14 protein-coding genes are annotated in these 15271 nt (G+C 57.3%); 4 read left to right on the forward strand and 10 right to left on the reverse strand.

The features are described 5' to 3' along the window. Positions 1-51: 51 nt before the first annotated feature. From cysA to L3068_RS16375, 8 genes are all read right to left on the reverse strand, one after another. On the reverse strand, positions 52-1146 hold the full coding sequence (gene cysA, locus L3068_RS16340; protein WP_014884743.1) for a sulfate/thiosulfate ABC transporter ATP-binding protein CysA: 1095 nt from the start codon (positions 1144-1146) through the stop codon (positions 52-54). After that, positions 1136-2011, reverse strand: coding sequence for a sulfate/thiosulfate ABC transporter permease CysW (gene cysW / locus L3068_RS16345; RefSeq protein WP_023331041.1), 876 nt, complete (start codon positions 2009-2011; stop codon positions 1136-1138). Before cysW ends, cysA begins: the two co-directional genes overlap by 11 nt. Continuing rightward, positions 2011-2844, reverse strand: a complete 834-nt coding sequence (gene cysT / locus L3068_RS16350) for a sulfate/thiosulfate ABC transporter permease CysT (protein ID WP_023331042.1) — start codon at positions 2842-2844, stop codon at positions 2011-2013. Before cysT ends, cysW begins: the two co-directional genes overlap by 1 nt. Beyond that, a complete protein-coding gene (locus L3068_RS16355; RefSeq protein WP_117580750.1) occupies positions 2844-3857 on the reverse strand; it encodes a sulfate ABC transporter substrate-binding protein in 1014 nt (337 codons plus the stop codon). The genes cysT and L3068_RS16355 overlap by 1 nt, the downstream gene beginning before the upstream one ends. Before the next feature lie 163 nt (positions 3858-4020). Next, positions 4021-4920, reverse strand: a complete 900-nt coding sequence (locus L3068_RS16360) for a Dyp-type peroxidase (RefSeq protein WP_023331044.1) — start codon at positions 4918-4920, stop codon at positions 4021-4023. A 92-nt stretch (positions 4921-5012) separates the two neighbouring features. Next, positions 5013-5588 carry an RpoE-regulated lipoprotein gene (locus L3068_RS16365; RefSeq protein WP_014884748.1) on the reverse strand — a complete coding sequence of 192 codons (576 nt, stop codon included), beginning with the start codon at positions 5586-5588 and terminating at the stop codon, positions 5013-5015. Between the two features lie 63 nt (positions 5589-5651). Then, positions 5652-6101, reverse strand: coding sequence for a DUF2919 domain-containing protein (locus tag L3068_RS16370; protein ID WP_032635908.1), 450 nt, complete (start codon positions 6099-6101; stop codon positions 5652-5654). Further along, a complete protein-coding gene (locus L3068_RS16375) occupies positions 6088-6513 on the reverse strand; it encodes a GNAT family acetyltransferase (protein WP_014884750.1) in 426 nt (141 codons plus the stop codon). Before L3068_RS16375 ends, L3068_RS16370 begins: the two co-directional genes overlap by 14 nt. Positions 6514-6725: 212 nt before the next feature. On the opposite strand from L3068_RS16375, the gene amiA reads away from it, so the two are divergent. Continuing rightward, the gene (gene amiA, locus L3068_RS16380) at positions 6726-7601 is read left to right on the forward strand and encodes an N-acetylmuramoyl-L-alanine amidase AmiA (protein WP_014884751.1); all 876 of its coding nucleotides are present in this window, start codon (positions 6726-6728) and stop codon (positions 7599-7601) included. Then, the gene (gene hemF, locus L3068_RS16385) at positions 7601-8500 is read left to right on the forward strand and encodes an oxygen-dependent coproporphyrinogen oxidase (RefSeq protein WP_014884752.1); all 900 of its coding nucleotides are present in this window, start codon (positions 7601-7603) and stop codon (positions 8498-8500) included. Before amiA ends, hemF begins: the two co-directional genes overlap by 1 nt. A gap of 79 nt (positions 8501-8579) precedes the next feature. On the opposite strand, the gene maeB is transcribed toward hemF, so the two are convergent. Next, positions 8580-10859, reverse strand: a complete 2280-nt coding sequence (gene maeB, locus L3068_RS16390; protein ID WP_014884753.1) for an NADP-dependent oxaloacetate-decarboxylating malate dehydrogenase — start codon at positions 10857-10859, stop codon at positions 8580-8582. Between the two features lie 289 nt (positions 10860-11148). On the opposite strand from maeB, the gene tal reads away from it, so the two are divergent. Continuing rightward, positions 11149-12099, forward strand: coding sequence for a transaldolase (tal, locus tag L3068_RS16395; protein ID WP_117580747.1), 951 nt, complete (start codon positions 11149-11151; stop codon positions 12097-12099). Positions 12100-12118: 19 nt separating this feature from the next. Further along, positions 12119-14107, forward strand: coding sequence for a transketolase (tkt, locus tag L3068_RS16400; protein WP_014884755.1), 1989 nt, complete (start codon positions 12119-12121; stop codon positions 14105-14107). A gap of 69 nt (positions 14108-14176) precedes the next feature. On the opposite strand, the gene L3068_RS16405 is transcribed toward tkt, so the two are convergent. Further along, entirely contained in the window at positions 14177-15220 is a 1044-nt protein-coding gene (locus L3068_RS16405) for a DUF1176 domain-containing protein (RefSeq protein ID WP_087529929.1), read from the reverse strand. Between the last annotated feature and the right edge of the window lie 51 nt (positions 15221-15271).

A 15271-nucleotide genomic window follows, 5' to 3' on the forward strand; every position in this document is an offset into this window, starting at 1 on the left:
GTAGGCCCGGTAAGCGCAGCGCCACCGGGCGATAAACATCCTAATAACCTATCAGGCTGACTCCGCCAGAGCAATATTCTCGCGCGTCTCGATGCGCTCCTTCCCGTGATAAATACGGGCATGCTGCAGGCCGACAAACAGACGCTCGCCCCGGTGCGGCGGCACATCATCACGCATGACGACGGTCAGCGGCTCGGTATACCAGCCTAGCGGCTGTACCACCAATTGGGTGTAGTGCCCTTTAGGGCTAGCTTCCAGTACCTGCACCGGCAGCGGTGAATCCAGGCTGGTGCGGCGGCTCACGTCCACTTCCCACGGACGCAGGAACAGATCGACCGGCCCCTGATGCGCGGAGGTATAGCCCAGCGGCCAGCGGTGCGCACCGACGTGGAACTGTCCACCGCGAATGGTGCCCTGCAGACGGTTCACTTCACCCATAAATTCCAGCACGAAACGGGTCGCCGGTTCACGCCAGAGCTGCTCCGGCTCGTCAACCTGCTCGATGTTGCCCTGGCTCATGACCACCACGCGGTCCGCCACTTCCATCGCCTCTTCCTGATCGTGGGTCACAAAGACGCTGGTAAACTTCAGCTCTTCATGCAGCTGACGCAGCCAGCGGCGAAGTTCTTTACGCACCTGCGCATCCAGCGCGCCGAACGGTTCGTCCAGCAGCAGAATTTGCGGCTCAACGGCCAGCGCACGTGCCAGCGCGACACGCTGTTTCTGTCCGCCAGACAGCTGCGCCGGGAAACGATCCGCCAGATGTGCCAGCTGCACCATCTCCAGCAGCTTAGTCACTTTCGCTTTGATGGTGGCGGCATCCGGGCGTTCGCGACGCGGCAGCACGGTCAGGCCAAACGCAATGTTGTCAAACACGGTCATGTGGCGGAACAGCGCATAGTGCTGGAACACAAAACCCACTTTACGATCGCGGGCATGCAGGCGGCTCACATCGGTGCCGTGAAAGCGAATGTGCCCGCTGGTCTGATGCTCAAGCCCGGCGATAATTCGCAGCAGCGTGGTTTTACCTGAGCCAGACGGTCCCAGCAGCGCCACCATTTGTCCGGAAGGGATATCCAGCGAGATATCATTCAGCACCTGGGTGCGACCAAAAGACTTCTTAATATTGGCAATCTCAATGCTCATGATTTCCCTCCTGATGCTGACGTTTTTCCTGATTCTCTAAACGCCACTGCACCACACTCTTCAAAAACAGGGTCAAAATAGCCATCAGCGTCAGTAACGCTGCGGCAGTAAAGGAACCGACGGTGTTGTAGTCCTGTTCCAGTAATTCAATCTGTAACGGCAGCGACAGGGTTTCACCGCGGATGGAGCCGGAGACGACGGAAACGGCACCAAACTCACCAATCGCACGGGCGTTGGTCAGCACCACGCCATAAAGCAGCGCCCAGCGGATATTTGGCAGCGTCACGCGACGGAACATCTGCCAGCCTGACGCGCCCAGCAGCACCGCCGCTTCGTCTTCGTTGCTCCCCTGGCTTAACATCACCGGCACCAGTTCGCGCACCACAAACGGACACGTCACGAAGATGGTCACCAGCACCATACCCGGCCAGGCGAACATGACCTGCAGGTTATGCTCATCCAGCCAGCCGCCCAGCGGGCCGTTAGAGCCGTAAAAGAGCAGGTACACCAGACCCGCCACCACCGGCGACACGGCAAACGGAATATCCAGCAGGGTCAGCAGCAGCTGACGTCCCGGGAAGTTAAAACGCGTCACCAGCCACGCCAGCAGCGTCCCGAACACCAGGTTCACCGGCACGGTGATCAGGGCAATCAGTACGGTCAGCCAGATGGCATGGAGCATGTCCGGATTCGCCAGGTTCTCCAGCGCGGGCATCAGCCCCTTGCTGAACGCCTGAACGAAGATATACACCGTCGGCACGACGAGAATGAGGGCGGACACCAGCACGCCCACGCCAATCAGAAACCATTTACCCCAGTTGATACGGGGAGCATCGTATCGCTTCAATTGCGTAACTTCCGCCATCAGTGACCTACCACACGTCGACCAAAGCGACTTTGCAGAGTGTTAATTGAGTACAGCAGCAGCAGTGAGGCTGCGAGGATCACCGAAGCAATGGCGCTCGCCGCCGGATAATCAAACTCCTGAAGACGAATGAAAATCATCAGCGAGGTGACCTCCGTCTTCCAGGCAATGTTCCCGGCGATAAAAATCACCGCGCCGAACTCACCGAGGCTGCGGGTAAACGACAGCGCAACGCCCGCCATCAGCGCCGGGGAGAGTTCCGGCAACACGACCTTGCGGAAACTCTGCCAGCGCGAGGCCCCCAGCGTTTCCGCCGCTTCTTCATATTCCGGACCCAACTCTTCCAGCACCGGCTGCACGGTACGCACCACAAACGGGATGCTGGTAAAGGCCATCGCCACCGCGATACCAAGCCAGGTATAGGTGACTTTGATATCAAGCTTTGCCAGCCACTCACCGTACAGTCCGTTCACGGAGAAGAGCGACGCAAGGGTTAAGCCCGCAACAGCCGTCGGCAGCGCAAACGGCAGATCCATCAGTGCGTCAAGCAGCGTGCGGCCAGGGAAACGATAGCGGGTTAAGATCCACGCCATCAGCAGGCCGAACACACCGTTAAAAATGGAGGCGACAAACGCCGACAGCAGCGTCACTTTATAGGCGGCCACCACCTGCGGGTTGGTGACCACGTCCCAGTACTGCGCCCAGCTCATCTGCGCAAGTTGCATCACCAGTGCGCTGAGCGGCAACAACAGGATCAGGCAGACGAACAGCAGGCTGGTCCCCAGACTTAAGGTAAAGCCCGGCAGCACGCGTTTGGTCGAGACTGCAAACATTACTTACGCCCCGCCGCCAGCAACTTGTCTAACTCACCGCCGCCGGCAAAGTGCGTTTTCATCACCTCAGGCCAAGAGCCGAAATGATCTTCCACGCGGAACAGTGCGGTCTGCGGGAATTTATCCTTCAGTTTGTTCATCACGTCCGGGTTATTCACGCGGTAGTAGTAATCGGTAATGATGGTCTGCGCCTGCGGGCTGTACAGATAGTTGAGATAGGCTTTTGCCGCTTTCTCAGTACCGTTTGCCTTCACGTTTTTATCCACCCACGCCACCGGGAATTCGGCCAGAATGTTGGTTTTCGGGATAACCACCTCAAAGCCCTGCGCTTCATACTGTTTGCGGATGTTGTTCACTTCCGACTCAAAGCTGATCAGCACATCGCCCAGCCCACGTTCTGCGAAGGTGGTGGTTGCCCCGCGGCCGCCGGTATCAAACACTTCAACGTTTTTCAGGAACTGGGTCATGAACTGCTCGGTTTTGGCTTTATCGTTACCGTCGGCCTTGTCCGCCGCACCCCACGCCGCCAAATAGGTGTAACGCGCGTTACCGGAGGTTTTTGGGTTCGGGAAAATCAGCTTCACGTCAGAACGCACCAGGTCGCTCCAGTCGTGGATATTTTTCGGGTTACCTTTACGCACCAGGAAGCCCATGGTGGAATAGAACGGCGAGCTGTTATTCGGCAGACGGTTCTGCCAGTCAGCAGGGATAAGTTTGCCCTTGTCGTGCAGGATCTGCACGTCAGTGACCTGGTTGTAGGTCACGACATCCGCCTTCAGTCCCTGCAATATCGCCAGCGCCTGTTTGGAAGAACCGGCATGGGACTGTTTGATGGTCAGCTTATCGCCGTTATTGTCTTTCGCCCACTGCTGTTCAAACGGTGGGTTAAGGGCGGCAAACAGCTCGCGGGAGACGTCATACGAACTGTTCAGCAGCTCAGTCGCCTGCGCCTGGGCCACCAGCAATAAACCTGCCAGCGCCAGAGTTCCTTTTTTCAGTACAGTAACGGCCATTGCGCACCCTTATAAATGTGATGACTATCTTATAGTCATAATATTTATAACGAGGTCGAAAGGAGTAACGGTTTTATATACCGTTTGGTGATTTAGAAGCAGAAAAGGGAATAAGGCTGCAATCCCCCTCTCCCCTGCGGGGAAAGGGTTCGGGTGAGGGGCGTTAAAGCGCCAGCAGACGCTCAACGGACGGCGCGAAGTAGTAGCCGCCGGTTACCGGTTTGGTGAAGCGCAGCATCGCGTCGCGCTTGCCGTCAGTGTCGCCGAACATGCTCATCAACTGCTGCTCGATGTTATACAGGCGTGCGCAGTACGCGCAGAAGTAAAGACCGTGGGTGCCGCTTGCGGTGCCATACGGCAGGCTCTGGCGGACAATCTTCAGCCCTTTGCCCTCTTCTTTGAGGTCAACGCGGGTCAGGTGAGAGGTCACCGGACGGTCATCGCCGTCGATCTCTTCGTTCGCCTCTTTGGTGCGACCAATCATCATCTCCTGGTCATGCACGCTCATGCGGTTAAGCTGCTTGAGATTATGCTCCCAGCGCTGCACGAACACGTAACTGCCGCCCGCATCCACGCCATCTTTGATGACCGCCACGTCACGACGCGTCTCTTCACCCGCCGGGTTTTCCGTGCCGTCGACGAAGCCGCTCAGATCGCGCTCTTCTACCCAACGGAAACCGTGAACTTCTTCCTGCACCTCAATGCTGTCGCCGAACGCTGCCACCGCGGCCTGGGCAACGGAGAAGTTAACATCGTGACGCAGAGAGAGAATATGAATGAGCAGATCGTACTGGGTGGCCGGAGCCAGACCTTTACCGTAAGGAATAAAGTCTTTCAGCTCTTCCGCCCCTTCGCCGCCGCTCAGCTGACGCCAGACGTTATTGCCAAAAGCAACAACGGCGCCGAGATGGGCATCCGGGAATTTGGCCTGGAAAGTCGCCAGTTTATCAACAAACGCTTTACTGGCCGCACGCAGGGCATCCACGTCCCCTTTGACATTGGCTTCGATCCAAATCGCCGCGCGGCAATGTTCTGGCAAAATGCCACTCTGAACCTGAGACATCGCTCCTCCTGAAATAAAGATGCCACGTCAGCGTGGCATTGATGGCAGGTATTATACCCGGATTTCAGCGAGGCGGTTTGTTCAGGCGCAAATTACTGCTTCCAGACTATTTTGCTCACTTTCCAGCTTTTCAGCGTGTCGTCAGACGGCATTAATCCCTCCGGACCGCTCCAGGTACCGGTGAAGACATAGCTGATGTGCTGGCTGCCTTCCGCCTTACATTCCACCGCGACGCCCTCGTCGGAAGGCGCGCTGGTGCAGTTGCCAAAGGCTTGTTTATACAGATCGCTAAACGGCGTACCCACTTTCACACCGCTGGCGGTCGGGATTTCGTCGTCGAGCACCGCAATGCGGTTCACCGTGCCTTTATCGCCATTAATCACCAGCGCCAGTTTGTCCCCTTTTAGCGCTTCAAAGTACCGCACAATGTTGCCATTCTCGGTTTTCATGCCGCTACGCAGGCGGTAGTCACTGCTCAGGGCGTCCTGAATGGCATCCTGATCGAGCGCGGTTGATGCGGTAATTTTTCCTACGCCCTGCTCGGTCACTTCCGTGGACGCGCCAAACCAGTTCCACGGATAGGCTGCGGACCAGTTAATGGAGGAGAGCGTTGAACAGCCGGTTAATGCCAGCGGGAGAGCGCATAAAAGTAAACGCAGCGATTTCATTGAAACGTCCTTACGTGTTAAATCAACGCTTGTTGGAGTACGACTTCGGTAAAAAGTGCCGTTCTAATCTGACTCTTGCGTAAAACAGGCGCGTAACCGGGGATTTGTGAGCAGCCACAGCAACGCCACAATATCCGCGATCACCAGCGCAATGCCGATACCCGAAAGGGGTTCACCGAACCACCAGAGCACGGGTTGCCAGAACAGTAGCGCTATCTGGGCAAGGATCAGCAGCCAGCGAAGCGCGCGCCACACACGCGGGATCGCATGCCGTCGGCCGCTGCATAAAAATGCCACCACCGCCGGTACGCCCGGCAGTAAGCCAAGCCAGAAGGCATCGTGATCGGGATAGAAGAGATTCAGCAGCGTGTCGCCCTGCCCGCGCGACGCGCCAGCCATCACAAACAGCACCCAGGTTCGCGCCTGCAGCAGCAGAACGCACCAGAATAAAAAAGGCAGCCTGAGGCGGCCCTGCGCGTCATAGTCTCCCGGGTGGATCTCAGTACTCTTCATCTTCGATCAGGCGCTTACCTAAATTCAGCACGTCAGAGTGCTCATAGCCCAGACGTTCATACATGCCCAGCACCACATCGTTATCTTCCCGCACCATGATCTGAATTTTCGGGCAGCCGCGAGCAATCAGCTTCTTCTCTAGCCGGTTCAGTAACGCATTCGCGATGCCACGCCCACGGTATTCCGGATGGACCCCAAGATAATAAGCCGAGCCGCGATGGCCGTCATAGCCGCCCATGACGGTGCCGACAACCTCGCCATTCACTTCCGCGACCAGAAACAGACTGACGTCGTGATTCACCTTCCGTTCGATGTCCATCTCCGGATCGTTCCACGGACGCAGCAAATCGCAGCGCTCCCAAAGGGTGATCACCTCTTCGAAATCTTCCTGGCGAAAAACGCGTATCTCCATGGTATTAACCGCCTTTTCGGGTTCAAAAACAGTGATTATGGCGCGTACGGGACGTTTAGCCAATAACCGGGGAAAATCTCGCCAAAATTTGGCATAATGTCACTTTGTCACGTATTGAAATGAAAAGTAAAACAATTCTCAATAAGGACTGTCGTAACGGGAAACACGATACGATATAACACCAGGACCCCTTTTTTTAGTATTCAGGCCGCATGAGCACATTCAAACCATTAAAAGCACTCACATCGCGTCGTCAGGTTCTCAAAGCGGGGCTGGCGGCCTTAACGTTAACCGGTATTGCAAAGCAGGCTCAGGCGAAAGACGAGAGCACGCTCAAAACCAGTAACGGACACAGTAAACCCAAAACCAAAAAGCCAGGCGCAAAGCGTCTGGTGATGCTGGACCCGGGCCACGGCGGGATTGATACCGGCGCCATCGGCAAAAACGGGTCAAAAGAAAAACACGTCGTGCTGGCGATTGCAAAAAACGTGCGCGCAATTTTACGCAGCAACGGCATTGACGCCCGTCTGACGCGCTCTGGCGACACCTTTATCCCGCTGTATGACCGCGTGGAGATCGCCCATCAACACGGCGCGGATCTGTTTATGTCGATTCACGCTGACGGCTTTACCAACCCGTCAGCCGCGGGCGCGTCGGTGTTTGCCCTGTCCAACCGTGGGGCCAGTAGCGCCATGGCAAAATACCTCTCCGACCGTGAGAACCGGGCGGATGAAGTGGCCGGGAAGAAGGCCACGGACAAAGATCATCTGTTACAGCAGGTGCTGTTCGACCTCGTGCAGACGGACACCATCAAAAATAGCCTGACGCTCGGCTCGCATATCCTCAAACGGATTAAGCCGGTGCACCGCTTGCACAGTAAAAGCACCGAGCAGGCGGCGTTTGTGGTGCTGAAGTCACCTTCAATTCCGTCCGTACTTGTGGAAACATCTTTTATTACCAACCCGGAAGAAGAGCGGCTGCTCGGCACCACGGCGTTTCGCCAGAAGATTGCTAACGCCATCGCCTCCGGCATTATCAGTTACTTCAACTGGTTCGATAACCAAAAAGCGCACGCCAGGAAACGTTAATGAAACCCAATGCTCAACTGGTCAAAACGTTCCTGCTGCAACTGCAGGATGAGATTTGCCAGAAACTGGCCGCCGCAGACGGCGGTGAATTTCAGGAGGATAACTGGCAGCGTGAGGCAGGCGGCGGTGGCCGCAGCCGCGTATTGCGAAATGGCGGCATCTTTGAACAGGCGGGGGTGAATTTTTCCCACGTTCATGGTGACGCTATGCCCGCCTCTGCGACAGCGCATCGTCCTGAGCTGGCGGGCCGAAGTTTTGAAGCGATGGGCGTTTCGCTGGTGGTGCATCCGCATAATCCGTTTGTGCCGACCAGTCACGCTAACGTACGCTTTTTCATTGCTGAAAAACCGGGGGCCGATCCGGTCTGGTGGTTCGGCGGCGGTTTCGACTTAACGCCCTACTACGGTTTCGAAGAGGACGCCGTGCATTGGCACACCACCGCGCGCGACCTTTGTCTGCCGTTTGGCGAAGACGTCTACCCGAAATTTAAAAAGTGGTGCGATGACTACTTTTACCTGAAGCACCGCGACGAGCAGCGCGGCATCGGTGGACTGTTCTTTGACGATCTCAACACGCCCGATTTTGATACCGCGTTCAGCTTTATGCGCGCGGTGGGCGAAGGCTTTACTGAGGCCTATTTGCCCATTGTCGAACGACGTAAAGATATCGACTATGGCGTGCGCGAGCGCGAATTCCAGCTTTATCGCCGCGGGCGCTACGTGGAGTTTAACCTGGTGTGGGATCGCGGGACGCTCTTCGGCCTGCAGACCGGCGGGCGCACGGAGTCGATTTTAATGTCGATGCCACCGCTGGTACGCTGGGAATACTGTTACGAGCCAAAAGAAGGCAGCCCGGAGGCTGCCTTGAGTGAGTTTCTGAAAGTACGCGACTGGGTGTAATTGCCGGATGGCGCTGCGCTTATCCGGCCTGGTTAACCCGTAGGTCGGGTAAGCGAACGCGCCACCCGACGCACCGCCGCTACAGAGGCTGCGTCTGCGCCTCAACCACCGCCAGCGCCACCATGTTCACGATGCGTCGCACAGAAGCAATCGGCGTTAATACATGCACCGGTTTCGCCACGCCCATCAGTACCGGCCCTACGGTCACCCCTTCAGAGCTGGATACGCGCAGCAGGTTGTAGCTAATACGCGCCGCTTCCACGTTCGGCATAATCAGGATGTTTGCCGAGCCTTTCAGCGGGCTGTCCGGCATACGCTCGTTGCGGATGCTTTCCACCAGCGCGGCATCGCCGTGCATTTCTCCGTCAATCATCAGCTCCGGCGCACGCTCGCGCACCAGCTCCAGCGTCTGACGCATTTTGCACGCCGCCGCTGATTTAGACGAACCAAAGTTAGAGTGCGATAGCAGCGCCACTTTCGGCTCAATACCAAAGCGACGCACGGTTTCTGCCGCCATCACGGTGATCTCCGCCAGCTCGTCCGGGGTTGGATCGTCGTTAACGTAGGTATCGGCGATAAACGTGTTCCCGCTTGGCAGCAGCAGCGCGTTCATCGCTCCGGCGGCGTGAACCCCTTCGCGGTAGCCGAAGATCTCCTGCACCACGCTGAAATGCTCGTGGTAATCGCCGATGGTACCGCAGATCAGCGCATCCGCTTCGCCGCGATGGACCATAATCGCGCCGATCACCGTGGTATTGCTGATCACCGCCCGCTGCGCCTGCTCCTGGGTGATCCCACGACGCTTCATGATCGCGTAGTATTCGTTCCAGTACTCTTTAAAGCGTGGATCGGATTCGTTATTGACGATCTCAAAGTCCACACCCGGCTTAATCTGCAGCCCCAGTTTCTGAATGCGCATCTCGATGACGCTCGGACGACCGATCAGGATCGGCTTCGCCAGCCCGAGGCTCACCAGCTCCTGGGTGGCATGCAGCACGCGCGCCTCTTCCCCTTCCGCCAGCACCACGCGTTTTGCGTCCGCGCGGGCCTGAGAGAAAATTGGCTTCATAAACAGGTTGGTTTTGTAGACGAACTCGGTGAGTTTATCGACGTAAGCGTCGAAGTCCTGGATCGGGCGCGTTGCCACGCCGGAGTCCATTGCCGCTTTGGCCACCGCTGGCGCGATCTTCACGATCAGTCGCGGGTCAAACGGTTTAGGGATGATGTAGTCAGGCCCGAAGCTCAGATCCTGATCGCCATAGGCAGAAGCCACCACTTCGCTCTGCTCGGCATGCGCCAGTTCCGCGATGGCATGAACCGCTGCCAGCTTCATCTCTTCGTTGATCGCCGTTGCGCCAACGTCCAGCGCGCCACGGAAGATGAACGGGAAGCAGAGCACGTTGTTCACCTGGTTCGGGTAGTCCGAACGGCCGGTACAGATAATGGCGTCTTCACGCACCGCTTTCGCCAGCGGCGGTAGAATTTCCGGTTCAGGGTTCGCCAGGGCCAGGATCATTGGCGCACGCGCCATCTTCTTCACCATCTCCTGGGTCAGCACTTTCGGGCCCGAGCAGCCAAGGAAGATGTCCGCACCGTCAATCACGTCCTCAAGCGTGCGTTTGCCGTCATCGTCCACCGCATACGCCGCTTTGGTTTCCGCCATGTTTGGCTCACGGCCTTTGTAGATCACGCCTTTGGAATCGCAAACCACGATGTTGTGTTTCTGCATCCCCAGCGCCACCAGCAGGTTCATACAGGCGATGGCCGCCGCGCCCGCGCCGGAGACCACCATACGCACGTCGGAAAGATTTTTCTCGACCACGCGCAGGCCGTTCAGAATGGCGGCGGTGCTGATAATGGCCGTACCGTGCTGGTCGTCATGGAACACGGGGATGTTCATACGCTCGCGCAGCTTCTGCTCGATATAGAAACATTCCGGCGCTTTGATGTCTTCCAGGTTGATACCGCCGAAGGTTGGCTCCAGCGCGGCGACGACGTTAATGAATTTATCCGGGTCCAGCTCGTCCACTTCGATATCGAACACGTCGATACCGGCGAATTTCTTGAACAGAACGCCCTTCCCTTCCATCACCGGCTTACCCGCCAGCGCACCAATGTTGCCAAGGCCGAGTACCGCCGTACCGTTAGAGATCACCGCGACCAGGTTACCGCGCGCGGTGTACTTATAGGCCGCCAGCGGATCTTTTTCGATTTCCAGACACGGTGCCGCCACGCCCGGTGAGTAGGCAAGAGCCAGATCGCGCTGAGTCGCCAGCGGCTTGGTTGGGGAAACCTGGATTTTGCCCGGAACGGGGAACTCGTGAAAATCGAGGGCACTCTGTTTCAACTGCTCATCCATCTTATTTTTCCTTTCACGTATCGGTCAAAAGGGTGACGTTTGCGATCCTGATGCACACCCTGGTGTGCCGCCTAGTATCGCCTCAGGACAGCGCATAAACTTTGAAGGCTGCCAAACTCTCACCATCACACATTAAAAATTGTTATCAATTTATAACAGCCATGTTACCCGTCTCAAAAGCAATGCCTCCCTCGTCTGCTATGCTTTTTTGTTAAGTCCATCATGATTTTCTCAGAAGTGTGAACTAACGCACTCATCTAACTCTTTTATTTCCAAGGAGTAATGATTTATGAACCAGCTAGACGGCATCAAACAATTCACCACCGTGGTTGCGGACAGCGGCGATATCGAGTCGATTCGCCACTATCAGCCGGAGGACGCGACCACCAACCCTTCCCTGCTTCTGAAAGCGGCAGGGCTTGCCCATTTTAGCCATCTGATTGATGACGCGATTGCTTACGGCAAGAAGCGCGGCAAAACGCAGGAGCAACAGGTTGCCGAAGCCAGCGACAAACTGGCGGTTAATTTTGGTGCAGAAATTCTGAAAAGCATTCCAGGACGCGTCTCGACCGAAGTGGACGCCCGCCTCTCGTTCGATAAAGAAAAGAGTATTACGAAAGCGCGTCGTCTGGTTGAACTCTACCAGGAGCAGGGAATTGATACGTCACGCATTCTGATCAAGCTCCCGTCGACGTGGGAAGGTATCCGCGCGGCAGAGGTGCTCGAAAAAGAGGGGATCCACTGCAACCTGACGCTGCTGTTCTCGTTTGCACAGGCACGCGCCTGTGCTGAAGCGGGCGTGTTCCTCGTCTCGCCGTTTGTCGGGCGCATCTACGACTGGTATCAGGCGAAACAGCCCATGGACCCGTACGTAGTCGAGGAAGATCCGGGCGTGAAGTCAGTGCGAAATATCTACGACTACTACAAACAGCACCGCTATGAAACCATCGTGATGGGGGCCAGCTTCCGCCGTACCGAGCAGATCCTCGCCCTGGCAGGCTGCGACCGCCTGACCATCTCCCCTAACCTGCTTAAAGAATTACAGGACAAAGAAGAGACGGTGATCCGCAAACTGGTGCCAACCTCCACCGTCCTGCCGAAACCGAAGGCCATGACCGAAGCCGAGTTCCGCTGGGAGCACAATCAGGACGCGATGGCCGTGGATAAACTGGCGGAAGGCATCCGCCTGTTCGCCGTCGACCAGCGCAAACTTGAAGACCTACTCGCCGCCAAACTTTAACCTTGCCATGGAGTGAACTATGTCCCGTAAAGAGCTCGCCAATGCCATCCGCGCCCTCAGCATGGATGCCGTGCAGAAAGCCAATTCCGGCCACCCTGGCGCCCCCATGGGCATGGCTGATATTGCCGAAGTGTTGTGGAACGACTTTCTGAAGCACAACCCCAACGATCCTGCCTGGTACGATCGTGACCGCTTTATTCTGTCTAACGGCCACGCCTCGATGCTGCTCTACAGCCTGCTGCACCTGTCCGGCTATGATCTGCCGCTTGAGGAGCTGAAGAATTTCCGCCAGCTGCATTCGAAAACCCCGGGTCACCCGGAAATCGGCTATACGCCGGGTGTCGAAACCACCACCGGACCGCTGGGTCAGGGGCTGGCCAACGCCGTCGGACTCGCGATTGCCGAACGCACGCTGGCGGCACAGTTTAACCAGCCGGACCACGAGATTGTCGATCACTACACGTATGTGTTTATGGGTGACGGTTGCCTGATGGAGGGGATTTCGCATGAAGTCTGCTCGCTGGCGGGCACGCTGGGGCTCGGCAAGCTGATCGGCTTTTACGACCACAACGGCATCTCCATTGACGGCGAAACCGAGGGCTGGTTCACCGACGACACGGCGAAACGCTTCGAAGCCTATCACTGGCACGTCGTGCATGAGATCGACGGCCACGATCCTGAAGCGGTGAAAAAAGCGATTCAGGAAGCGCAGAGCGTGAAGGACAAACCGTCCCTGATTATCTGCCGTACGGTCATCGGCTTTGGCTCACCAAACAAAGCAGGCAAAGAAGAAGCGCACGGCGCGGCGCTCGGCGAAGAAGAGGTGGCACTGACCCGACAGAAACTGGGCTGGAAATACCCGCCGTTTGAGATCCCGAAAGAGATCTACAAGGCATGGGATGCGCGCGAAACGGGTGAAAAAGCCCAGCATGCCTGGAACGAAAAATTTGCAGCCTACAAAAAAGCATATCCGGAACTGGCGGCTGAGTTTTCCCGCCGCATGAGCGGTGGACTGCCGGAAGACTGGGACGATAAAACCCAGGCACTGATTGAAAACCTGCAGTCTAACCCGGCGAAAATCGCCACCCGTAAGGCGTCGCAAAACACCCTGAATGCCATCGGCCCTATCCTGCCCGAACTGCTCGGCGGCTCGGCGGATCTGGCGCCGAGTAACCTGACCATCTGGTCGGGCTCGAAATCGCTGAAAGAGGACATCGCCGGAAACTATATCCACTACGGCGTGCGCGAGTTCGGGATGACCGCCATTGCCAACGGCATCGCCCATCACGGCGGCTTCGTGCCCTACACCGCCACCTTCCTGATGTTCGTTGAGTACGCCCGTAACGCAGCGCGCATGGCGGCGCTGATGAAGGCCCGGCAGATCATGGTCTACACCCACGACTCTATCGGGCTGGGTGAAGATGGCCCGACGCACCAGGCGGTGGAACAGCTGGCGAGCCTGCGCTTAACGCCAAACTTCAGCACATGGCGTCCGTGCGATCAGGTCGAAGCGGCAGTGGGCTGGAAGCTGGCGGTTGAGCGCCATAACGGCCCGACGGCGCTAATCCTGTCGCGTCAAAACCTGGCGCAGATTGAGCGCACCCCGGAGCAGGTGAAAAATATCGCCCGCGGCGGGTACATCCTGAAGGACAGCGGCGGCAAACCGGACGTGATCCTGATTGCCACGGGTTCTGAGGTGGAAATCACGGTGAAAGCGGCGGAGAAACTGACTGCCGAAGGTCACGCGGTGCGCGTCGTTTCCCTGCCTTCAACGGATATCTTTGATGCCCAGGACGAGGCATACCGTGAATCGGTGCTCCCCTCCAGCGTCGCGGCGCGCGTGGCGGTGGAAGCGGGAATTGCCGACTACTGGTATAAGTATGTGGGGCTGAAAGGGGCGATTGTCGGTATGCGGGGCTACGGTGAGTCCGCCCCTGCCGACAAGCTGTTCCCGTACTTCGGCTTTACCGTTGAGAACGTGGTGGAGAAGGCGTTGAGCGTGCTTTAGTGCGGTCTTCGTTGCCGGGTGGCGACTACGCCTTACCCGGCCTACAACACCATCAAATCGTAAGCCGGACTACCGCGTGATCCACAGCGTAGGCCAGGCGTCCGGCCCGTTCCAGTTATCGCAGCTTGGCTCTTCCGCATACCGCACCAGGCGGAAGCGCTGGCCGTCAAAACGCCAGCGCGTCTGGATCCCACAATCACCGATCCCACGCCCCAGTGCGAGCGTCGTCAGCTCGCGTGTTTTTTCATCGAAGCTGGCGTTCATCAGTTCCATATCGCTACTCTGACTGGACGGGGTAAACGGCAGACGCAGCCTGACGCTGCGCGCGGTGAACGGTTTTTTACGCGATACCAGCCACGCCAGATCGACCGTATTGTAAGCCCCCGCCTCGCAGCTGACGATCAGCAACGCTTTATCATCCGTTAATGCGGTGACGCGCACTTCGCGGCGGTTAGGATCCAGCGAGCACTGGCTGTTGTTCATCCGCCAGGTGCCGTAATCCAGCAGATCGTTCAGTTCAGCGTGGGAGAGTGGCGTTGGCGTGGGGTTCACCACGGCCACCTTTTTTAATGCCGGAGCTGGAGGCACGCTCAGCGGCGGGCTATCCCCTTTTTTAATCCATGCTGTTTCGCTGCCCACGCGCTTTTGCTGAGCGTCGATAAACAGCAGCGCCGCTTTCAGTCCGACCAGAGAGATCGTCTGCTTCCCTCCGCGCAGGGTCAGCCTCTGTCCTTCCTGAATCGTTTTCAGAAACGTGGTGAGGGTACCCGTATCGTCAGTCTTGAGATGCCAGGGCGTTAACTGCCAGTGCTGGGCATTGAGTTTTAAGGGAACGTCGTCGAGCAGCAGTCGGGAGGCGATGTCAGGCTCTTTTACCGGAGGAGCCGAAAGCCCGCCGAGATCGATACGCAGGCTGGCGTCCGTTTTTGCCCCAGCGCTACGGCTCAGCGTCATCACCAGCCCGCGGTGTTCACCGGTATTTCGGGCAACGCAAAAATTCTGGTTATTGCAGGTGACCTGCCAGTCAGAGAAAGACTGCTGCGCAGGTGCAGCCCACACCAGAGGTGCGGGTAGCACGCAAAAAAAGAAGAGAAGCAAAACGCAGTAGCGCATGAATGGCACAGCCCCGGAAACGAAAAGGTCAATCTGGGGCGTATCTTCGTG

The organism is Enterobacter cloacae complex sp. ECL414, assembly GCF_021869685.1.
Classification (GTDB): Bacteria; Pseudomonadota; Gammaproteobacteria; order Enterobacterales; family Enterobacteriaceae; genus Enterobacter; species Enterobacter kobei.

Excerpts from the sequence above, each read along its gene's own strand:
- cysA (WP_014884743.1), bottom strand. The coding sequence starts at position 1,146 with ATGAGCATTGAGATTGCCAATATTAAGAAGTCTTTTGGTCGCACCCAG.
- cysW (WP_023331041.1), bottom strand. The coding sequence starts at position 2,011 with ATGGCGGAAGTTACGCAATTGAAGCGATACGATGCTCCCCGTATCAAC.
- cysT (WP_023331042.1), bottom strand. The coding sequence starts at position 2,844 with ATGTTTGCAGTCTCGACCAAACGCGTGCTGCCGGGCTTTACCTTAAGT.
- L3068_RS16355 (WP_117580750.1), bottom strand. The coding sequence starts at position 3,857 with ATGGCCGTTACTGTACTGAAAAAAGGAACTCTGGCGCTGGCAGGTTTA.
- L3068_RS16360 (WP_023331044.1), bottom strand. The coding sequence starts at position 4,920 with ATGTCTCAGGTTCAGAGTGGCATTTTGCCAGAACATTGCCGCGCGGCG.
- L3068_RS16365 (WP_014884748.1), bottom strand. The coding sequence starts at position 5,588 with ATGAAATCGCTGCGTTTACTTTTATGCGCTCTCCCGCTGGCATTAACC.
- L3068_RS16370 (WP_032635908.1), bottom strand. The coding sequence starts at position 6,101 with ATGAAGAGTACTGAGATCCACCCGGGAGACTATGACGCGCAGGGCCGC.
- L3068_RS16375 (WP_014884750.1), bottom strand. The coding sequence starts at position 6,513 with ATGGAGATACGCGTTTTTCGCCAGGAAGATTTCGAAGAGGTGATCACC.
- amiA (WP_014884751.1), top strand. The coding sequence starts at position 6,726 with ATGAGCACATTCAAACCATTAAAAGCACTCACATCGCGTCGTCAGGTT.
- hemF (WP_014884752.1), top strand. The coding sequence starts at position 7,601 with ATGAAACCCAATGCTCAACTGGTCAAAACGTTCCTGCTGCAACTGCAG.
- maeB (WP_014884753.1), bottom strand. The coding sequence starts at position 10,859 with ATGGATGAGCAGTTGAAACAGAGTGCCCTCGATTTTCACGAGTTCCCC.
- tal (WP_117580747.1), top strand. The coding sequence starts at position 11,149 with ATGAACCAGCTAGACGGCATCAAACAATTCACCACCGTGGTTGCGGAC.
- tkt (WP_014884755.1), top strand. The coding sequence starts at position 12,119 with ATGTCCCGTAAAGAGCTCGCCAATGCCATCCGCGCCCTCAGCATGGAT.
- L3068_RS16405 (WP_087529929.1), bottom strand. The coding sequence starts at position 15,220 with ATGCGCTACTGCGTTTTGCTTCTCTTCTTTTTTTGCGTGCTACCCGCA.